16 protein-coding genes are annotated in these 18962 nt (G+C 63.3%); 6 read left to right on the top strand and 10 right to left on the bottom strand.

Translation table 11 applies throughout. From position 1 onward, the window contains the following. Positions 1-3 precede the first annotated feature (3 nt). The 8 genes from rimO to KBB36_RS04280 form a co-directional block, all read right to left on the bottom strand. Positions 4-1365, bottom strand: coding sequence for a 30S ribosomal protein S12 methylthiotransferase RimO (gene rimO, locus KBB36_RS04315; protein WP_290977364.1), 1362 nt, complete (start codon positions 1363-1365; stop codon positions 4-6). Positions 1366-1398: 33 nt separating this feature from the next. Beyond that, positions 1399-2694: an amidase gene (locus KBB36_RS04310; RefSeq protein ID WP_290977362.1), complete on the bottom strand. Its 1296-nt coding sequence runs from the start codon at positions 2692-2694 to the stop codon at positions 1399-1401. A 10-nt stretch (positions 2695-2704) separates the two neighbouring features. After that, the gene (locus KBB36_RS04305) at positions 2705-3391 is read right to left on the bottom strand and encodes a DUF2848 domain-containing protein (RefSeq protein WP_290977361.1); all 687 of its coding nucleotides are present in this window, start codon (positions 3389-3391) and stop codon (positions 2705-2707) included. Between the two features lie 17 nt (positions 3392-3408). Next, a complete protein-coding gene (locus KBB36_RS04300) occupies positions 3409-4692 on the bottom strand; it encodes a TRAP transporter large permease (RefSeq protein ID WP_290977359.1) in 1284 nt (427 codons plus the stop codon). Between the two features lie 4 nt (positions 4693-4696). After that, positions 4697-5293 carry a TRAP transporter small permease subunit gene (locus KBB36_RS04295; RefSeq protein WP_290977357.1) on the bottom strand — a complete coding sequence of 199 codons (597 nt, stop codon included), beginning with the start codon at positions 5291-5293 and terminating at the stop codon, positions 4697-4699. A gap of 56 nt (positions 5294-5349) precedes the next feature. Beyond that, on the bottom strand, positions 5350-6408 hold the full coding sequence (locus KBB36_RS04290; protein ID WP_290977355.1) for a TRAP transporter substrate-binding protein: 1059 nt from the start codon (positions 6406-6408) through the stop codon (positions 5350-5352). A gap of 31 nt (positions 6409-6439) precedes the next feature. Continuing rightward, positions 6440-7249, bottom strand: a complete 810-nt coding sequence (locus KBB36_RS04285; protein ID WP_290977353.1) for a putative hydro-lyase — start codon at positions 7247-7249, stop codon at positions 6440-6442. 96 nt (positions 7250-7345) lie between these two features. Further along, entirely contained in the window at positions 7346-8275 is a 930-nt protein-coding gene (locus KBB36_RS04280) for a LysR family transcriptional regulator (RefSeq protein ID WP_290977351.1), read from the bottom strand. Between the two features lie 124 nt (positions 8276-8399). Here KBB36_RS04280 and KBB36_RS04275 point away from each other — a divergent pair, with 124 nt between their 5' ends. Further along, positions 8400-9515: an NADH:flavin oxidoreductase/NADH oxidase gene (locus KBB36_RS04275; RefSeq protein WP_290977349.1), complete on the top strand. Its 1116-nt coding sequence runs from the start codon at positions 8400-8402 to the stop codon at positions 9513-9515. On the opposite strand, the gene KBB36_RS04270 is transcribed toward KBB36_RS04275, so the two are convergent. Beyond that, positions 9512-10303 carry a hypothetical protein gene (locus tag KBB36_RS04270; RefSeq protein WP_290977346.1) on the bottom strand — a complete coding sequence of 264 codons (792 nt, stop codon included), beginning with the start codon at positions 10301-10303 and terminating at the stop codon, positions 9512-9514. The genes KBB36_RS04275 and KBB36_RS04270 overlap by 4 nt on opposite strands. Between KBB36_RS04270 and KBB36_RS04265 the strand changes: the two genes are divergently transcribed. Continuing rightward, complete coding sequence (locus KBB36_RS04265) at positions 10302-12110, top strand: glucan ABC transporter ATP-binding protein/ permease (protein ID WP_290977343.1); 1809 nt, start codon at positions 10302-10304, stop codon at positions 12108-12110. The two genes, KBB36_RS04270 and KBB36_RS04265, sit on opposite strands and share 2 nt — an antisense overlap. Positions 12111-12136: 26 nt before the next feature. On the opposite strand, the gene KBB36_RS04260 is transcribed toward KBB36_RS04265, so the two are convergent. Then, the gene (locus tag KBB36_RS04260; protein WP_290977340.1) at positions 12137-13699 is read right to left on the bottom strand and encodes a gamma-glutamyltransferase; all 1563 of its coding nucleotides are present in this window, start codon (positions 13697-13699) and stop codon (positions 12137-12139) included. A 178-nt stretch (positions 13700-13877) separates the two neighbouring features. Between KBB36_RS04260 and KBB36_RS04255 the strand changes: the two genes are divergently transcribed. From KBB36_RS04255 to KBB36_RS04240, 4 genes are read left to right on the top strand one after another with little or no spacing between them, the layout of a single operon-like run. Further along, positions 13878-15479, top strand: a complete 1602-nt coding sequence (locus KBB36_RS04255) for an ABC transporter substrate-binding protein (protein WP_290977337.1) — start codon at positions 13878-13880, stop codon at positions 15477-15479. A 30-nt stretch (positions 15480-15509) separates the two neighbouring features. Continuing rightward, positions 15510-16451 carry an ABC transporter permease gene (locus tag KBB36_RS04250; RefSeq protein WP_290977334.1) on the top strand — a complete coding sequence of 314 codons (942 nt, stop codon included), beginning with the start codon at positions 15510-15512 and terminating at the stop codon, positions 16449-16451. Then, positions 16451-17299 carry an ABC transporter permease gene (locus KBB36_RS04245; RefSeq protein WP_290977331.1) on the top strand — a complete coding sequence of 283 codons (849 nt, stop codon included), beginning with the start codon at positions 16451-16453 and terminating at the stop codon, positions 17297-17299. The genes KBB36_RS04250 and KBB36_RS04245 overlap by 1 nt, the downstream gene beginning before the upstream one ends. Beyond that, positions 17296-18927, top strand: a complete 1632-nt coding sequence (locus KBB36_RS04240) for an ABC transporter ATP-binding protein (protein ID WP_290977328.1) — start codon at positions 17296-17298, stop codon at positions 18925-18927. Before KBB36_RS04245 ends, KBB36_RS04240 begins: the two co-directional genes overlap by 4 nt. Positions 18928-18962 lie beyond the last annotated feature (35 nt).

The following is an 18962-nucleotide window of genomic DNA, read 5'->3' as shown; positions in this document are numbered from 1 at the left end:
GCGTCAGCCGACCCGCTTGCCGCTCAGGTCATAGGCATCGGCCTTGTCAATCAGCACCTTGATCATGTCGCCCGGCTGCACGCCGGCAGCGTTGCGGATTTTCACGATGCCGTCGATTTCCGGCGCATCGGCATAGCAGCGCCCCACTGCCGTAGTGCGCTTGGCTTCATCCACCAGCACATCCAGCGTGCGGCCAACCTTGGCCTTGAGCTTGGCGGCCGAAATCTTCTGCTGCGCCGCCATGAAACGCTCCCAGCGTTCCTGCTTCACTTCGTCGGCCACCTGATCCGGCAGGTCGCGCGCGGCGGCGCCTTCCACATTCTCGTATTTGAAGCAGCCAACCCGATCAAGCTGGGCTTCCTGCATCCAGTCGAGCAGGAAGTCAAAATCGGCCTCGGTCTCACCCGGGAATCCGACAATGAACGTGGAGCGGATGGCGATATCCGGGCAGATCTCGCGCCAGGCTTTCAGGCGCTGCAACAGCTTGACCTGATTGCCCGGGCGCCGCATCGCCTTCAGCACCCGCGGCTCGGCATGCTGGAACGGGATATCCAGATAGGGCAGCAGCTTGCCCTCGGCCATCAGCGGGATGATCTCGTCGACATGCGGATAGGGATAGACATAATGCAGCCGCACCCAGGCGCCGAGCGAGCCCATGGCATTACAAAGCTCGGTCAGCCGCGCCTTCACGCTCTGGCCACGCCACACAGATTCGGCATGTTTGAGATCCAGCCCATAGGCCGAAGTATCCTGCGAGATCACCAGCAGTTCCTTGACCCCGGCTTTCACCAGCCGCTCGGCTTCATACAGCACGTCATTGGCGGCGCGGCTTTTCAGCTTGCCGCGCATGGAAGGAATGATGCAGAAGCTGCATGTGTGGTTGCAGCCTTCGGAAATTTTCAAATAGGCATAATGGCGCGGGGTCAGCTTGATACCCTGCGGCGGCACCAGATCAAGAAACGGATCATGCGCCGGCGGCGCCGCTTCATGCACCGCATTCACCACCGCTTCATATTGCTGCGGCCCGGTGACCGAGAGCACATCCGGGAACAGGCCACGGATTTTATCGGCTTCCACGCCCATGCAGCCGGTGACGATAACCCGGCCATTCTCGCGCATCGCCTCGCCGATGGCTTCCAGGCTTTCCTGCTTGGCGCTATCCAGGAAACCGCAGGTATTCACCAGCACCACATCGGCATCGTCATAGGCGCCGGAAATGGCATAGCCCTCAGAGCGCAGCTTGGTGATGATGCGTTCGGAATCGACCAGCGCCTTGGGGCAGCCCAGGCTGACGATGCCGACCTTGGCCGGGCTGGCGGCCGAGAGCGATTTAGCGGGGGTGGAGTTGGGGCGGGGAGTGCTCATGAGCCGGGTTATAGGGCGGAATCCCCGGCCGGTCTAGACCAGGGTGGCTTCCACTCCCATCGCCATGCGGAACAGGCGCTTGTCCTGGCCGTTGCGGGCCACCAGCATGAGGCCGGCGGGCAAGGCGCCGGTTTCCGGCATCGGCAGCGAAATAGCGCAGAGATCAAAGAAATTCATCGTCGATGTGTTGCGCAGCAGCAGGGCATTGGCCCGGGTGAAGGCGGCTTCATTGGCCAGATCGGCGATTTTCGGCGCCTGGATCGGCGTGGTGGGCAGGATCAGCGCATCGATATCCTGCAACCGCGCATCGATCTTGCGCACCAGCGCGGCACGGCCCTGCTGCATGGCGACATAGCTGGCGGCGCAGATCCCGGTGCCGCGCCGGATACGCGCCAGCACCATGGGATCGAATTCGGCGGCGCAGCTATCGAGCCAAGCTTCATGGATGAAGGCGGCTTCGGCCGGGGCGATGCCGCCGCGCCCATTCAGCGCCATCATCTCGGCAATCAGGTCTTCCAGCGGCCATTCCACCAGCCGGGCGCCAGCCTTGGCCAGGCGTGCCCCGGCGGCTTCAAAGGCAGACGCCACCGCCGGCTCGGTTTCGCCGAGCAGCGGCCCGGTGGGGATGCCAAAACGCAGGCCGGCCAGCGGCGCAGCTTCCGGCAACTGGATCACATCGCCGGCCATGGCGGCATCGGCGAGCGCACATTGCGCCACGGTTTTTGCCAGCGGGCCGATCGAATCGAGCGCAAAAGACAGCGGGAAGGCGCCATCGCGGGAAATGCGCTGTTGGCTCGGTTTCCAGCCGACAATGCCGCACATCGCCGCCGGAATCCGGGTTGAGCCGCCGGTATCGGTGCCGATGGCGATTTCCGCCATGTCATCGGCCACGGATACCGCCGCGCCAGACGAGGAACCACCCGGGATGCGGCTGCGATCCGCCGGGTTGCCCGGGGTGCCGTAATGCGGATTGATGCCCACACCGGAAAAGGCAAATTCGGTCATGTTGGTTTTGCCGATGATCACCGCACCGGCGGCGCGCAGCCGGGCAATGGCCGGCGCCTCGGCCGGGGCCGGGGCGGCATCGCGCAGCAGCTTGGAGCCGGCCAGGGTGACTTCACCGGGCTGATCGAACAGATCCTTGATCGAGACGATGGCGCCGTCCAGCGGCCCGAGGCTGAGGCCACGCATGGCACGGGCATCGGCGGCGGCGGCGGCATCACGCGCCGGCTCGGCATAGAGCCGGGTGAAAACGCGGCTGCCCTCGCCGGCCGGATCGGCGATGCGGGCTAGGCAGGCTTCAAGACGATCACGGCTGGAACGGGACATCGGATAATCCTCAGGCAATAACGGGCAACGCTTCCACACTGTAGCCAGCGGTCAGGCTGCGGCCCAGCACCGGATCAAACAATTCCATCTCAAAACGATCTGACGGGCGCACACCGCCGATGGCGCCAAGCGTGCCGCAGAACATCAGGCTGCCGGCCGGCAGGATGGCTTCGGCCTGGCCGAGATAGCGCGCCATCAGGTCACGCGGATCGCGGATGCCGGCCACAGCGCCTTCCTGATAGAGCATACGCTGGCCACCGATAGTGGCATGGCTGCGCAGGATCAACTGATCCCAATGCGGCGCCACTTCGTCGAAGCGCCACAGGCTGTCGCCCACCACCTTGCTGCAAAGCTGCTTGGAGAGCGCCACGCCGGCAGCTTCCGCCTTGCGGTCGGTATGATCCGAGCCGAGCGTGACCCAGAGGCCATCGGCCAGCGCCACAATCACCGGCTCAACCTCGCCGGAACTATCCGGGCCAAGCACTTGCAGATGCGTGGTCTGGGCCAGTTGCCCGGTGCCGATACGGTAGAAAAGCGGCGTGGTGGAGGGGCGCGGCACACCGATGGCGGCCAGTTCCTCGATATGATGCTCGATGGCATGCTGGTCGCGCCCGGTCCAGCCGGCGACGATCAGACTGTCGATGGCCACGGCGATGCGGTCCTGCCGCTCGGCCCAATTGCGGGTGAAATGAAGCATCTCGGGGTTTCCTCTAATCAACCGAATGTTTGCGGCAGCCACAGGGCCAGGCCGGGGAAGATCGCCAGCAGCAGGATCAGCAGCATCATCACCAGCACAAAGGGCAGCGAGCCGGCAATCACGTCGTTGAGCGAGCCATGGCTGCGCAGCGACTGCACCACGAACAGGTTCAGGCCGACCGGCGGTGTGATCAGCGCCATCTCGATCAACACGATGATAATGATGCCGAGCCAGATCGGATCAAAGCCGAGGCCGATCATCACCGGCGCCACGATGGGGATGGTGGTGATCATCATCGACAGCGTTTCCATGAAACAGCCAAGGATCAGGTAGAACACCACCACCGCCAGCAGCATGGCGAATTTCGACAGGCCAAGGCCGGCGATGAAATCGGTCAGCATGGTGGTGAGGCCAATGGCCGAGATGATGAAATTGAGGAAATAGGCCGCCACGATGATCAGCATCACCATGGCCGTGGTGCGCATGGTGTTTTCCAGCACTTCCTTGATCATCGCCAGCGAGAGTTTGCGATACCAGACGGCTAGGCCGAGTGCCGCCATCACGCCGAGCGAAGCGGCTTCGGTGGGCGTGGCAATGCCGGCATAGATCGAGCCGACCACCACGAGGAAGATGCCGAGCGGTGGCAGCAGATCAACCAGGCTGGCCAGGCGATCGCCCCAGCTATAGCTGAGTGTGACGCCGCCCCATTTCGGCTTCACCAGGCAGGCCGCGGCCACCAGCAGCATGAACAGGCCGGCCAGGCCAAGGCCGGGGATGATGCCGGCAAGATAGAGTTTCGGGATCGAGGTATCGGTCAGCACCGCATAGATGATCATGTTGATGCTGGGCGGGATCAGGATGCCGAGCGTGCCGCCTGCAGCCAGGGTGCCAAGGAACAGGCTTTCATTGTAGCCATGTTTCTTGACCAGCGGCAAAGCCACGGTGCCGACGGTGGCGGCAGTGGCCACCGAGGAGCCTGACGTGGCGGCGAAAATGGCGCAGGCGCCGATATTGGAATGCATCAGGCCGCCGGGAATCCAGCCGAGCCATTTCACCATGGCGCCATACATGCGTTCGGCCACACCGGCGCGCAGCAGGATTTCGCCGAGCAGGATGAACATCGGGATCGAGACCAGCAGGAAGTCCTTGGACGACGACCACGCCACCTCGCCAAGTGCCAGATTGAGCGGCATCTTGGAATAGATCTTATCAAGCAGCAGGCCGAGCGTGCCCAGCGCACCGGCCACCGGCAATGCGGCAGCCAGCAGAACCAGCAGAAGAACCAGGGTGGTGCCAAGCATCGGCTTATTCCTTCACGCGCAGGGCGGCGGTATGCGCCGATTCATCGGCGGCGTCTTCCTCAATGGTGCGCGCCCCGGCCAGGCGCCGCACTGTGGCGAGATCGCCGGTGACCAGTGCCAGCAGGCTGCGCAGCAACAGCGGCAGCAGGGTGAACAGGAACAGCCCCAGGCCGATCACCCACAGGCTTTGCGGAATCCATAGCGGGGTTTGTAGCGGCGTGGTGGCGCGCGCCTCGAAGCTGATCGAGGTGGCCAGCACATCCCAGGCCTGCTGCGCCAGCAGGCCGATGAACAGGCCGAGCGACAGCAGTGCAATGATATCGAGCACGGCGCAGAGCGGCGCCGGCAGGCGGGAATAAAGCGCATCAACGCGCACATTGGCGCGGCGCAGCAGGGTGAAGCCCAGCGCCCAGGCGGTGCCGATGGCAAAGGCATAACCGGATAATTCGTCGGCACCGCCCAGCGACACCAGCAGCAGCTTGCGCAGCAGCACATCCACGGAAACCAGCAGGGCGGAAGCTAGCACCAAAGCGCCGCCGAACCACACGGCATAGCGCGACAGGCGGTCAGCAAATTCAAGCCAGCGGTCGAGCAATGTCATGGTTGCCATCCTTTAAAAGAAATGCGGGGCCGATTTGCACCGGCCCCGCTTTTTACTTAGTTGGCCTTGGCAGTGATGCCGACGATCTTGCCGATCGAATCGTTCCAGGCCGGCACACAATCACCGGCGCAGCGCGCGGCCCATTTCGGCACCACGGTTTCGGCCATCACCTTCTTGAGCAGCGCCTTGTCGGCTTCCGAGACCGGCACAACGGTCATCTTGGCCTTCACGCCCATGGTGCAATTGTCCTTGCCGGCATTGCAATCATAGCCCTGCTGAGTCTCTTCGGCGGCGGCCTTCCAGATGCGGTCTTCCAGGCTGGCGATTTCAGCCTGGAGGAAGCTGCGCACCTGCGGGTTCAGCTTGTCCCAGCTCTTCACGTTCACGGCATGCATGACATGGCTCCAGCCCAGCGGCAGGGCATAGATATGGGTAGCCACTTCATACCACTTGGCGGAATTGCCCGAGAGCGTGCCGGTGATGGCGCAATCCACCACCTTGTTCTGCAACGCCGGCACCACTTCGTTGAAGGCCAGCGTCACGCCGGTGCCGCCGAGGGCTTCGACGAATTCAGCCAAAGTGCGGTTGCCGGTACGCACCTTCTTGCCCTTCAGATCGGCCAGGCCCTTGATCTCACCGTTGCAGAACAGCACCTGGGCCGAATACGGCCAGATGCCCAGCACCTGCACGCCGAAACGCTCGCGGTAGAACTTGTCATAAACCGGCTTGTAGGCATCCGAAACCTTGCGCGCGGTGGCGACATCCGGCGACAGGCCGGCCAGGTCAACCGCTTCGTTGCGGGCATCGTCGGCGGCGACATAGCCCAGCACGGTGGAGCCGAAATCGATCACGCCCAGGCGCATCAGGCGGAAGATTTCCGCGCCCTTGAGGCCCATTTCATTAAACGGGGTGATTTCAGCGGTGATCGCGCCCTTGGACTTTTCGCTGATTTCCTTGGTCCAGAATGGCTGCTCAAAGCTCTTATACTGGGTCAGGTTGCCCCAGGCGCCGACCACCTTGAGCGCGGTTTTCGGCATTTCCTGCGCGAGCGCCGAGCCGGCAACCCCCGCGAACAACGCGCCGGCAAGCGCCAGCGACTTCATCATAACACGCATATTCCCCTCCTGTGGTTGGCTTAAACAAAACTCACAGAATAGCCAGGCGGCTATTCTTCAGATCAGTCACCAGCATGTAGCCAGGCGCATGGGTGATGCAGAAATCCGGCTTGGCGGCGGCTATCACCGCCTGCGGCGTCACCCCGCAGGCCCAGAAGACCGGCAATTCATCGTCGCGGATTTCGCTCGGCTCGCCGTAATCCGGCTGCATCACATCTTTGATGCCGATCAGTTCCGGCTTGCCGATATGGATTGGCGCGCCATGCACCGATGGAAAACGTGAGGTAATCTGCACCGCGCGGATCGCATCGGCCGGCTTCAGCGGCCGCATCGACACCACGGTGGGGCCATGGAAACGCCCGGAAGCCTGGGTCGGGATAGTGGTGCGGAACATCGGCACATTGCTGCCGCAGGCGATATGGCGCAACGGGATGCCGTCTTCGAGCAGCGCTTCCTCAAAGGAAAACGAACAGCCGATCAGGAAAGCCACCAGATCGTCGCGCCACTGCGCCTTGATGTTGGTCACTTCCTCTACCAATTCGCCATCGCGCCACACCCGGTAGCGCGGCAGATCGGTGCGGATATCAAGATTGGCGCCCAGAACAGGCAAAGTCGGGTCGCCCGGCTCGCTGGAAGCCAGCAGCGGGCAGGCTTTCGGGTTCATGGCGCAGAAACGCTGGAAATCAGCCGCCAGGGCTTTCGGCAGGATCGCCATATTGGCCTGCACATAGCCGGGCGCCAGGCCGGCAGTGGGGCCGCTATGATCGCCGGAGCGCACCCGAAGCCGCGCTGCTTCGCCGGTTTCACCACGGAAATCCGCATGTCGTAGCACTGCGTTCATCTTCCCCTCCATCACACCCAGCCACTTCGACCATGGCATCATGAAAAGGTCATATCTGTCCAATCGCGAGTTGGGATGGGTGTGTATAAGGAAAATTTATCGCTTAACTCGCCGCGCTGCCACATTAGCGGGCAATTGGCCCGGTTCGGTGGCAGCCACCTCGCGCGCCAGTTCAGCCACCGCCTCAGCCATGTAGCTATCCGGCTTCACTGGATAAGTGGCGGTGAAATTCAAATCCGGCAGCGTGGCCTCGGCGCGCAGCAGACGCAGCTTACGCTCGGCCAGTTCACGCTGAATCACCACCGGCGGAATCGCGCTGATGCCGATATTGTCCAACGTCATGCGCACGATGGTGGAGAGCGAGGCATTGCCATAGATGCGCCGGTTCGGCACATCGGCGCGGGCCAGCATTTCATGCACGGCGATATAGGGTCGGGTATTGCGCGGATAGGTGATGATCGGCCAGCGCCCCAGCGTGGTGACACGAATCGGTTCTGGCCCCAGGTCAAGGCTGGGGCTGGCCACCCAGGCCATCGGATAAGCGCTCAGATTGACGTTTTTCATGCGTGGTTCGCTAACCGGACCCAGCACAAAGGCGATATCGAGCTGATGGCTGAGCAGTGACTGGCGCAGGATCGGCGAGGTATCCACTTCGATCTCCAGCGTGATCGCCGGATAGACTGCATGCATGCGTTCGATCAGCCGCGACAGCCAGGTATGCACAATGGTTTCGGCCACCCCGAGCCGCACCACACCGCGCATCGCCTTCTTCTCGCGCAAAGCCTGCAACATATCGGCGCGCAGGGTCAGCATCCGTTCGGCATAGCCCAGAAGCTCGAAGCCCTTCACCGTCAGCTTGGCGCCACGCGGCTCGCGGTCAAACAGCTTCACTGCCAGTTCATCCTCCAACTGGGCGATACGCTGCGACACGGCCGGCTGGGTGGTGTTGAGCTTTTCGGCGGCAGCGCGAAAACCGCCAAGATGGGCCACCCAGACGAAGGTTTCCAGATTGCGCAGATCAACCATTTATGTATTCCAGAGATATCGATAAGAATTCCTTATGCTATGCCGATGCCGGCCCTTCGGCAAGCGATGCTTGCCTGCGGCCTGCCATGGCGCTACATCCGGCAGGCAACCACCGGAGAAAACCATGTCTGCCCTGTTTGAGCCGCTGACGCTGCGTTCCGTCACCCTGCCCAACCGCATCGTGCTGTCGCCGATGTGCCAGTACAGCGCCCATGACGGATCGGCCAATGACTGGCATTTGGTGCATCTGGCGCGTTATGCCGCTGCCGGGCTTGGGCTGGTGCTGGCCGAAGCCACCCATGTGGCGCCACGCGCCCGCATCACGCCGCATTGCCTGGGGCTGTATGATGATGCCAACGAAGCCGCCCTGGCACGCGTGGTGCAGGCTTTCAGAACTGTGGGGGGCGGCACCACGCCTTTTGGCATCCAGCTTGCCCATGCCGGGCGCAAAGGCGCCAGCGAAGTGCCCTGGGCCGGCGGCAAGCCGATCACGGATGAGCGCGCCTGGCTTAATCTGGCGCCAAGCGCCCTGGCGCATGAAGATGGCTGGCCTTTGCCCGAAGCGATGGATGAAGCGGCCATCGCCGAAGCCGTGGCGCAATTTGCCGAAGCCACCCGCCGCGCTGATCGCATCGGCGTGGATGTGATCGAATTGCATGGCGCGCATGGCTATCTGATGCACCAGTTCCTGTCGCCGGTGAGCAACAAGCGCAATGACGAATATGGCGGCAGCCTGGATAACCGCATGCGTTTCCCGCTGGCGGTGTTTGACGCGGTGCGCGCCGCCTGGCCGGCGCATAAGCCGCTGGGTATCCGCATCACCGGCAGCGACTGGATGGGCGATGCCGGCCTGGGCGTTGAAGATGCCATCGCCTTCGGCCATGCCTTGAAGGAGCGCGGCTGCGATTTTGTTGATGTCAGTTCCGGCGGCATTTCGCTGCATCAGAAGATCACCACCGGGCCGGGTTATCAGGTGCCGTTTGCCGCTGCCGTGCGCAAGGCCACCGGCCTGGTCACCATGGCGGTGGGCATGATCACCGAGGCGAAACAGGCCGAGGCAATCATTGCCGAAGGCAGCGCCGATCTGGTGGCGATGGCGCGTGGCCTGCTGAATGATCCATTCTGGGCCTGGCGTGCCGCCGATGAGCTGGGCGGCAAGGTTGCGGCGCCGAACCAGTATCTGCGCGGCCGCCAGCGCGGTGTGGATACGCCGCGCGAATTGCTGGCGAAGAAGGCTTAACCGCGCCGCCTAGCCAGGGCCAGCCCGGCGGCCCAGGCCGCCGAGGCCAGGCTGGCAGCGGCAAAGCGCCAGCCGGCAGCCAGGCCCGGCAGGGCCAGCAGGGTGATGAAAAACGCCGCATGGCTGCTCAGCCCGATCTGGGTGGAAGCCAGTGCGGCGCGCGCGGTGAAACGATCAAAGCGCCGCAGCAGAAACAGGCAGACCACGGTGAGCGCCACCGGAAAGGTGGCCAGCAGGCCCGAGCCAAGCGGCCCGAGCCGGTTGGCCAGCAGCGTGACCAGCGCCACCAGCAGGCCGGCGCAAAGGCCGCGCAGGGCCACGTCATAACCCGGCGAGGGTTTGCTGCTGCTGCCATTGCCGGCCAGTTGCACCACGCCGCGATTGGCCAGCCAGGCGAGCAAAGCGGCGGCCAGGGCGAAGCCCAGCATCCAGGGCAATTCCGGCGGCAGATAGCGCACAATCAGCGCCGCCAAAAGCCAGGCCAGCAGCGCGCCCAGCAGAGCCACGGGGGCGGCCTGGCGGCCGATCAGCCGGATATAGGCGGTAAGGAAACACAGCACGGCGCCGATCATGCCCAGCGCCACCACGATGGCCTGCCGCATAAAATCGGCATCCTGTTGCAGATTGAGGAAAAAATACGACGGCCCGACCACGATCGGCAGCGCCAGCACGATGCCGCCGATAAACGGCCGCGTCCGCTCCATCACATAGACCACGCCACCAACAAACAGGGCAACAGATAGGCCGCGCAGGCCGGCGGCGGCGAACTCGGGATCAAACAGCATCATGATGCCGCAGCCTCTAGCACGGACGGCCCGGCTGGGCGATAATCCGGCGATGGAATTTATGCGCATCTATGGCCGGGTGCTGGCGCTGCTCGGCCCGGAAAAACGCCTGGCCTGGCTGCTCGGCCTGGCCAATATCGGCCTGGCCGGCATCAGCTTCATCGAGCCGGTGCTGTTTGGCCGTATCATTGATGTGCTTTCGGCATCCGACAAGGCGGCGCCGGGCGAGACCTGGGCCGCCACATTGCGTTTGCTCGGCCTGTGGTGCGCTGCCGGACTGGTCGGCATCCTGGCCGGCATCCTGGTGGCCCTGCATGCCGACCGCCTGGCGCATCGCCGCCGGCTGGCTGCGATGTCGCTGTATTTTGAGCATGTGCTGAGCCTGCCGGCGGCGTTCCATGGCGCCACCCATTCCGGCCGCCTGCTCAAGATCATGCTGGGCGGCGCGGATAACCTGTTCGGCTTGTGGCTTGCCTTCTTCCGCGAGCATCTTTCCACCTTCGTTGCCGTGCTGGCTTTGCTGCCGCTGGCCTTGTGGATGAACTGGCGGCTGGGCCTGCTGCTGATCCTGCTGATCGTGGTGTTTGCGCTGCTCAGCGCCATCGTGGTGCATAAAACAGAAGCGGCGCAATCGGCAGTGGAGGATTACCATTCCGAGCTTGCGGCGCGGGCCGGCGATGCGCTCGGCAATGTCACCCTGGTGCAGAGTTTTGTGCGCCTGGCGCTGGAGGCGCGCGAACTCGGCACCGTGATGCAGAAATTGCTGGCAGCGCAATTCCCGGTGCTGAATCTGTGGGCGCTGATGACCGTGCTGAGCCGCATGGCTTCCACCATCACGGTGATCGCCATCTTTGTGCTGGGCAGCTGGCTACATCTGCAAGGCAAGGCCAGCGTGGGCGAGATCGTCAGCTTTATGGGTTTTGCCACCATGCTGATCGGCCGCCTGGAACATGCCATGGGCTTTGTCAGCCGGCTGTTTTTCCAGATGCACAGCCTGATGGAATTTTTCGGCGTGCTCGATACCCGCTCCGGCGTGATGGATCGGCCCGGCGCCAAGCTGTTGGAAAAGCCCCGGGGTGAAGTGACTTTTGAGCATGTCAGCCTGAGCTATGATGGCGGCCGCCCGGCGGTGAGCGACCTGACTTTCAGCGTGCCGGCAGGCTCATCCGTTGCCCTGGTTGGCGCCACCGGCTCGGGCAAGAGCACCACCATGGCCCTGCTCAGCCGGCTCTGGGAACCACAATCCGGCCGCATCACCATTGATGGCACCGATATCCGCGACGTGACGCTGGAAAGCCTGCGCCGCCAGATCGGCGTGGTGTTCCAGGATTCGGCCGTGTTCCACCGCTCGATTGCCGATAATATCCGCATCGGCGGCGCCGATGCTTCGCTGGAGGATGTGAAACACGCCGCCATTCTGGCCGAGGCACATGATTTCATCGAGCGCCAGCCGCAGGGCTACGACACCATCGTGGGCGAGCGCGGCGTCAATCTTTCCGGCGGCGAACGCCAGCGCTTGGCGATTGCCCGCGCGTTATTGAAAAACCCGCCGATCCTGATCCTGGATGAAGCCACCTCGGCGCTGGATGCCGCCACCGAGGCGCGGATTCAGAAAGCGCTGGAGCAGCTCATGCAGGGCCGCACCACGTTTCTGATCGCACACCGGCTTTCCACCATCCGCAAGGCCGACCTGATCCTGGTGTTGCAGCATGGCAGGATTGTCGAACGGGGCAGCTTCGACGAACTGGTGGCCAAGGGCGGCATCTTCGCCGACCTTGCCCGCACCCAATTCGCCGGGCTTACGCCTTAACCTGCACTAGCACTCGCCGCCCTTCTCTAGCCAGCGCTGGCGCTGGCCCAGGGCTGGCCGATTTCGGTCATGCCGGTCTGGCTGCCATCGGCGTTGAACATCACGGCACTTGGACAGGCGAAGGGCAGCGGATAGGGATCCAGCCGGCGTTCAACAGCCTGCGGAAAGCGCGCCTTGAGTGCCGCGATCACCTCGGCCGGCAGGCGCGGATTATAGGCCGGCTGGCCCACCACGCTGGCATCGATGCGCGGCAGGTGGAAGGCATCCTCCAGACTCATGCCAAAATCCACCACGAAGCTGATCAGCTGCATCACCGCCGGCAGGATGCGACGGCCGCCGGAAGCGCCAATGGCAAACCAGGGCTGGCCCTGTTTCAGCACCATGCTGGGCAGCATGTTGGAGAGTGGCCGCTTAGCGGCGCCGAGTGAATTGGGCCGGCCCGGGCGCGGATCAAACCACATGATGCCGTTATTCATCGGCACGCCACTTTCCGGCAGCATGACCCGGCTGCCGAACAATGAGAGCAGCGTCTGCGTGATTGTCACCATATTACCGGCCTTATCCACCACACAGAGATTGGTGGTGCAGCCGCCGTTATTCTCGGTATCGCCCATAGTGGCGAGGCGATGCTCATAGGCCGCATCCAATGCCTCGGCATAAGCCACAAAGCTTTGCGCGCCCGGCACCGCCACGCCGCGTTCCAGCTTCGGCGTCGCTCGCGCCAGGGCATCGGCCAGGGTTGGCCCGGCAGTAAGGCCGGGCGGCAGCACCAGGGTGGCTTCGCCCTGCTGCACCAGCAAAGGCTCGACCAGGCGGGCCTGGAATTGCGCCAGATCATCGGCAGCAATCTTGCTGCCGCCGGCCTGCAAATCATGCACCAGGCTGCGCGCCAGCTCGCCTTCGTAATAATCACGGGCGCCCGCGCTTTGCAGCCGCTTCAGCGTAGCCAGCAGGGCGGCATTCTTCAGCCGGGGCGCGGTGCCGGCCCATTCCGCCGAGGGCGGCAGGCCATTGGGCAGGAAATACGCTGCCGAGGCCGGGAAGCGCGCCAGATCGCGTGCCGCCGAGGCCACCACCAGGCTGAGAAACCAATCCACCTCAATACCCTGCTCGCACAGGCCGATGGCCGGGGCCAGGCTTTCCGCCCAGTTGCGGGTGCCAAAGGTTTCCAGCGCCAGCCGCATGCCATCGGGCTGGCCCGGCAGCGCAATCGAGCCATAACCGACGATATTGCGGTCTTCCACCACCGCCGGCCAGCCAAACAGGTCGCCCGCCGTGCCGCCCGCCAGCGGGTAATCCGCCGGATCGAGCCGCTTCGGGCTGATCATGCCGAAATCGATGCACTGCGCCTTGCCGCTGCGCGCATCATAGATCTGCATGAAGCCGCCGCCGCCGATGCCGCTCATCCAGGGTTCCAGCACCGCCAGCGCAAAAGCCGTGGCCACGGCGGCATCCACCGCATTGCCGCCCTGGCCCAGCACCTGGGCACCCACATCCGCAGCCGCCTGATTCTGTGCCGCCACGACACCATTGCGGCCCACCACGGCATCCTTGGCATACCGCAACGCGCGGCTGAGATTCTGCGCCATCGTTAATCTGTCTCCCGTTTAGGCAATACCCTTAGGCAATCTGCTGTACGAACAGGCAAGGCGAAAATTTAGCCACCTTACCTAACGACTCCGCTTGACCGGAACCGCCCGAACGGTTCACAGTTTCATAAGTCGTCAAACGATCCAACAGGGATAAACAACAATGGGGAACAACACCATGTCGATTCGCGTATCCAAACCCTCGCGCGTCACCACCCTGGTTTCGTTGCTGGCGCTTGGCGTTGGGCTGGCGGCCGCCGAGGCCCAGGCCCAGGCCAAGAAGGAACTGGTGATGGTGCCGCATGCGTCCTTGCGCATCACCGATCCGATCATCACCACCGCCTTCATGAGCCGCAACCACGGCTACATGATCTATGACACCTTGTTCGGCGTGAACGACAAGATGGAAGTTCAGCCGCAGATGGTGGACAAGTATGAGGTCAGCGCCGACAAGCTGACCTATACCTTCACCTTGCGCGACGGCCTTAAATTCCACGATGGCGCGCCGGTGACCAGCGATGACGCGATTGCCTCGTTGCAGCGCTGGGGCAAGGCCGATGGTATGGGCATCAAGCTGATGTCCTATACCAAGGAAATGACCAAGGTTAACGACAAGACCTTCCAACTCGTGCTCAAGGAACCCTACGGCCTGGTGCTGGCTTCGCTGGGCAAGCCGAGCTCGAACGTGCCGTTCATCATGCCGAAGCGCCTGGCCGAAACACCGCATACCCAGAATGTGCCCGAGGAAATCGGCTCCGGCCCGTTCCGCTTCGTCAAGGGCGAATTCCAGCCCGGCCTGAAGGTGGTGTACGAAAAGAACCCGGATTATGTGCCGCGCAAGGAAGCCCCCAGCTTCATGAGCGGCGCCAAGCTGGCCAAGGTGGACCGCGTGGTGTGGAATTCCATCGCCGATCCGCAAACCGCGATGAATGCGCTGGTGAAGGGCGAAATCGACATCTGGGAACAGGTTTCCTACGATCTGCTGCCGGAAGTGAAGAAGGCCAAGGATGTGGTGGTGGCCGATTACGGCCCGCTTGGCATGAATTACATGATGCGGATGAACTGGCTGCAGCCGCCGCTGGATAATGTGAAGGTGCGCCAGGCCATCATGCATGCCGTGTATCAGGGCGATTATCTCGACGCCCAGATCGGCGATCCGTCGCTCTACAAGATCTGCGGCGCCATGTTTGGCTGCTCCACACCGCTGGCCAGCGAAGAAGGCGCCGTCGGCACCAAGAAGCCGGATATCGCCAAGGCCAAGAAGCTGCTGGCGGAAAGCGGCTACAAGGGCGAGAAGATCGTCATCATGGCGCCGACCGACCTGCAATCCATCGCGCAATTGCCGCTGGTCACCGCACCGGCTCTGCGTGCCATCGGCATGAATATCGACGTGCAGTCGATGGACTGGCAGACCCTGGTGGGCCGCCGCGCCAAGATGGACCCGGTGGATCAGGGTGGCTGGCATATCTTCCACACCGCCTGGGGTACTGCCGACATGATGAACCCGATTGCCAATGCCGGCGTGCGCGGCCTGGGCAAGACCGGCGGCTTCTTCGGCTGGACCGAGGATGCCGAGATCGAGAAGCTGCGTGACCAATATGCGCGTGAAACTGATCCGGCGAAGCAGAAGGCGCTGGCCATCGCGGTGCAGAAGCGCGCCTATGAGATGGTGAACTACGTGCCGCTGGGTGAATATTTCCAGCCCTCGGCGCATCGCAGCAACATCAAGGGCATCCTGCCCAGCCCGGCTTTCCTGCTGTGGAATGTGGAAAAGAACTGACGCGGCTGCATAACAGCTCCCCGGCATAACATGCTGCGTCTAGTCTTATCGCGTCTGATGGCCGCCATCCCTGTCATGGGGATGGTGGCTGTCTTCGTCTTTCTCATGCTGCGCCTCAGCCCCGGCGACCCGGCGGCAATCCTGGCCGGCGATTCGGCCACGCCTGAGGTGATCGCGGCGATTCGCGCTGATCTTGGCCTCGACAAGCCGATCCCGCAGCAATTCGCCGCCTGGATCGGGCAACTGGCCCAAGGCGACCTTGGCCGCTCGGTGATCTCCAAGCAGCCGGTCACCATGATGATCAGCCAGCGCCTGGAACCCACGCTCTCGCTGGCCTTCACCACGCTGATCTTCGCCATCCTGGTGGCGGTGCCGATGGGCATCATTGCCGCCTGGCGCCATGGCCGCTGGCTGGATCGCACCATCATGGCCTTGTCGGTCACCGGCTTTTCGGTGCCGGTCTTTGTGCTGGGCTATATCCTGATCTTTGTGTTCTCGATCAAGCTCGATCTGTTTCCGGTGCAGGGCTTTGCACCGCTGGGCAGTGGCCTGGGGCCGTTCCTGGAGCGCATTGCGCTGCCCACCCTGACCCTCAGCTTCATCTATATCGCACTCTTTGCCCGCATCACCCGCGCCGCCATGCTGGAAGTGCTGGGCGAAGATTACATCCGCACCGCCCATGCCAAGGGCCTCAGCGAGCGCGTGGTGCTGGTGCATCATGCTTTGCGCAATGCCGCCATCCCCATCGTGTCGGTGATCGGCATCGGCTTTGCGCTGCTGATCGGCGGCGTGGTGATCACCGAAACCGTTTACAACATCCCCGGCATCGGCCGCTTGGTGGTGGAAGCGGTGCTGGCGCGCGATTATCCGATCATCCAGGGCGTGATTTTGCTGTTTTCCGGCGTCTACGTTCTGATCAACCTGGCGATTGATATCGCCTATGTGCTGCTCGATCCGCGGATTCGCTACTGATGGCCCGATTTTTCCGCCACCCGGCATTCCGTAACCCCTCCGTGCTGATCGGCGGCGGTATCCTGCTTGTGCTGCTGCTGATCGCGCTGGGCGCGCCGCTGCTGGCCAGCGCCGATCCCGCCGCCATCGCGCCGCGCTTCCGCCTCAAGCCGCCCTCAGAACAATTCCTGATGGGTACCGATGGCCTCGGCCGCGATATTTTCTCGCGCGTGGTGCATGGTGCCCGCGTGTCGCTGCTGGTTTCGGCCTGTGTCGCTGCCATTGCGCTCTCGGTCGGCCTGCTGATCGGTCTGCTGGCCGGCTATATCCGCTGGCTCGACGGCATCGTGATGCGCACCATGGATGGCCTGATGGCAATCCCGGGCATTCTGCTCGCCATCGCCCTGGTATCGCTTTCCGGCGCTTCGATCTTCACCGTGATCGTGGCCATCATGGTGCCGGAAATCCCGCGTGTTGCCCGCCTGGTGCGCAGCGTGGTGCTCAGCATCCGCGAGGAGCCTTATGTGGAAGCTGCCATCGGCCTGGGCACGCCGATGCCGAAAATCCTGCTCTATCATGTGCTGCCCAACACCATCGCGCCGCTGATCGTGCAGGGCACCTATATCTGCGCCTCGGCGATTCTCACCGAGGCGATTCTGAGCTTCCTCGGCGCCGGCCTGTCCACCGAAGTGCCGACCTGGGGCAATATCATTTCCGAAGGCCGCGGCGTGTTTCAGCGCGCGCCCTGGATCATCTTCTTCCCCGGCGGGCTGCTGGCCGCCACCGTGCTGGCGATCAACATCCTGGGCGACGGCCTGCGCGACACGCTTGATCCGCGGCTGCAAAAGCGGCTGGGAGGTGTGCGATGAGCGAAGCCGCCATGCAAAAGCCAGTACTCAGCGTGCGCGACCTGCGCGTGGCCCTGCCCAAAGGCGGTGACCGCGCCCATGCCGTCAACGGCATCAGCTTCGATGTGCCGCCAGGCGAGATTGTCTGCCTGGTGGGCGAAAGCGGCTCGGGCAAATCGGTCACCGCCTTTTCCGTGATGGGCCTGGGCGCGCTGCCGATTGTCGGCGGCCAGATTCTGCTGGAAGGCGAGGATTTGCGCGCCGCCAGCAAAAGCCGCTTGCAGCAATTGCGCGGCAACCGCATGGCAATGATCTTCCAGGAACCGATGACCGCGCTTAATCCGGTGCATCGGGTGGGCGAACAGGTGGCGGAAATGCTGCGCGCCCATGGCTGGAAGGGCAAGGGAGTCAGCATCGAGGAGCGCGTGCAGCAGCTTTTCGCCGATGTGCATCTGCCTGATCCGGAACGGCTGGCAAAAGCCTACCCACACCAGCTTTCCGGCGGCCAGCGCCAGCGTGTGATGATTGCCATGGCCCTGGCGCTTGAGCCGGCCTTGCTGATCGCCGACGAGCCGACGACGGCGCTGGATGTGACCACACAGGCGCAGATTCTGTCATTACTGCGCGAATTGCAGCAGAAACGTGGCACCGGCGTGTTGTTCATCACCCATGATTTCGGCGTGGTGGCGGATATCGCCGACCGCGTGGTGGTGATGCGTTATGGCGAAGTGGTGGAACAGGGCGCCACTGCCCAGGTGCTGCACCAGCCGCAACATGACTATACCAAGATGCTGATCGATGCCGTGCCGCGCCTGACACCGCGCGCCGCAAGCCCGCTCAGTGGCCAGCCGGTGCTGAGCGCCAGCAAGCTGGACAAGACCTACAGCGATGGCGGACTGTTCAAATCGACCCGCCAGGTGCATGCCGTGGATGGCATTGACCTGGCGCTGTATCGCGGCCAGACCCTGGGCATTGTCGGCGAAAGCGGCTCGGGCAAATCCACTGCCGCGCGTTGCATCGCCCGCCTGATCCGCCCCAGCGGCGGCCGCGTGATGCTGGAAGATGCCGATATCGCCAACCTGTCGGAAGGCGCGCTCAGACCCTATCGCCGCCGCATCCAGGTAATTTTCCAGGATCCGTATCGGTCGCTCAATCCGCGCCGCACGGTAGGCGATTCGATCATCGAAGGGCCGCTGAATTACGGCATGAGCCGCGCCAAGGCGTTGGAAAATGCCCGCGAATTGCTGCGCCTGGTCGGCCTGGATGGCGATGCGCTTGAGCGTTTTCCGCATCAATTTTCGGGCGGCCAGCGCCAACGCCTGTGCATTGCCCGCGCCCTGGCGATGGAACCGGAAATCCTGGTTGCGGATGAAGCCGTCTCGGCGCTTGACGTATCCGTGCAGGCCCAGGTGCTGGAATTGCTGGAATCGATCCGCGACCGTTTCCAGCTTGCCATCCTGTTCATCACCCATGACCTGCGCGTCGCCGCCCGGCTATGCGACCGTATCGCAGTGATGCAGCGCGGCAAGATCGTGGAACTGGCTGATACCGCCACCTTGTTTGCCGCGCCGCAGCATGAATATACGCGCCAGCTTTTTGCCGCCCTGCCAGGGCGCGACTGGCTGGAAGCCGGCCACGCCGCCGAATAAGATGCTACCAGCCGCCATCATAAGGCCGGCGCTGG

This window comes from Ferrovibrio sp., assembly GCF_017994015.1.
In the GTDB taxonomy this organism is placed as follows: Bacteria; Pseudomonadota; Alphaproteobacteria; order Ferrovibrionales; family Ferrovibrionaceae; genus Ferrovibrio.
Note: the sequence above shows the minus strand (reverse complement) of the source record. Positions and strands in the feature narration are given on the sequence as shown.

Excerpts from the sequence above, each read along its gene's own strand:
- KBB36_RS04290 (WP_290977355.1), bottom strand. The coding sequence starts at position 6,408 with ATGCGTGTTATGATGAAGTCGCTGGCGCTTGCCGGCGCGTTGTTCGCG.
- KBB36_RS04305 (WP_290977361.1), bottom strand. The coding sequence starts at position 3,391 with ATGCTTCATTTCACCCGCAATTGGGCCGAGCGGCAGGACCGCATCGCC.
- KBB36_RS04270 (WP_290977346.1), bottom strand. The coding sequence starts at position 10,303 with ATGATGCTGTTTGATCCCGAGTTCGCCGCCGCCGGCCTGCGCGGCCTA.
- KBB36_RS04300 (WP_290977359.1), bottom strand. The coding sequence starts at position 4,692 with ATGCTTGGCACCACCCTGGTTCTTCTGCTGGTTCTGCTGGCTGCCGCA.
- KBB36_RS04285 (WP_290977353.1), bottom strand. The coding sequence starts at position 7,249 with ATGAACGCAGTGCTACGACATGCGGATTTCCGTGGTGAAACCGGCGAA.
- KBB36_RS04310 (WP_290977362.1), bottom strand. The coding sequence starts at position 2,694 with ATGTCCCGTTCCAGCCGTGATCGTCTTGAAGCCTGCCTAGCCCGCATC.
- KBB36_RS04260 (WP_290977340.1), bottom strand. The coding sequence starts at position 13,699 with ATGGCGCAGAATCTCAGCCGCGCGTTGCGGTATGCCAAGGATGCCGTG.
- KBB36_RS04245 (WP_290977331.1), top strand. The coding sequence starts at position 16,451 with ATGGCCCGATTTTTCCGCCACCCGGCATTCCGTAACCCCTCCGTGCTG.
- KBB36_RS04250 (WP_290977334.1), top strand. The coding sequence starts at position 15,510 with ATGCTGCGTCTAGTCTTATCGCGTCTGATGGCCGCCATCCCTGTCATG.
- KBB36_RS04265 (WP_290977343.1), top strand. The coding sequence starts at position 10,302 with ATGATGCCGCAGCCTCTAGCACGGACGGCCCGGCTGGGCGATAATCCG.
- KBB36_RS04240 (WP_290977328.1), top strand. The coding sequence starts at position 17,296 with ATGAGCGAAGCCGCCATGCAAAAGCCAGTACTCAGCGTGCGCGACCTG.
- rimO (WP_290977364.1), bottom strand. The coding sequence starts at position 1,365 with ATGAGCACTCCCCGCCCCAACTCCACCCCCGCTAAATCGCTCTCGGCC.
- KBB36_RS04275 (WP_290977349.1), top strand. The coding sequence starts at position 8,400 with ATGTCTGCCCTGTTTGAGCCGCTGACGCTGCGTTCCGTCACCCTGCCC.
- KBB36_RS04280 (WP_290977351.1), bottom strand. The coding sequence starts at position 8,275 with ATGGTTGATCTGCGCAATCTGGAAACCTTCGTCTGGGTGGCCCATCTT.
- KBB36_RS04255 (WP_290977337.1), top strand. The coding sequence starts at position 13,878 with ATGTCGATTCGCGTATCCAAACCCTCGCGCGTCACCACCCTGGTTTCG.
- KBB36_RS04295 (WP_290977357.1), bottom strand. The coding sequence starts at position 5,293 with ATGACATTGCTCGACCGCTGGCTTGAATTTGCTGACCGCCTGTCGCGC.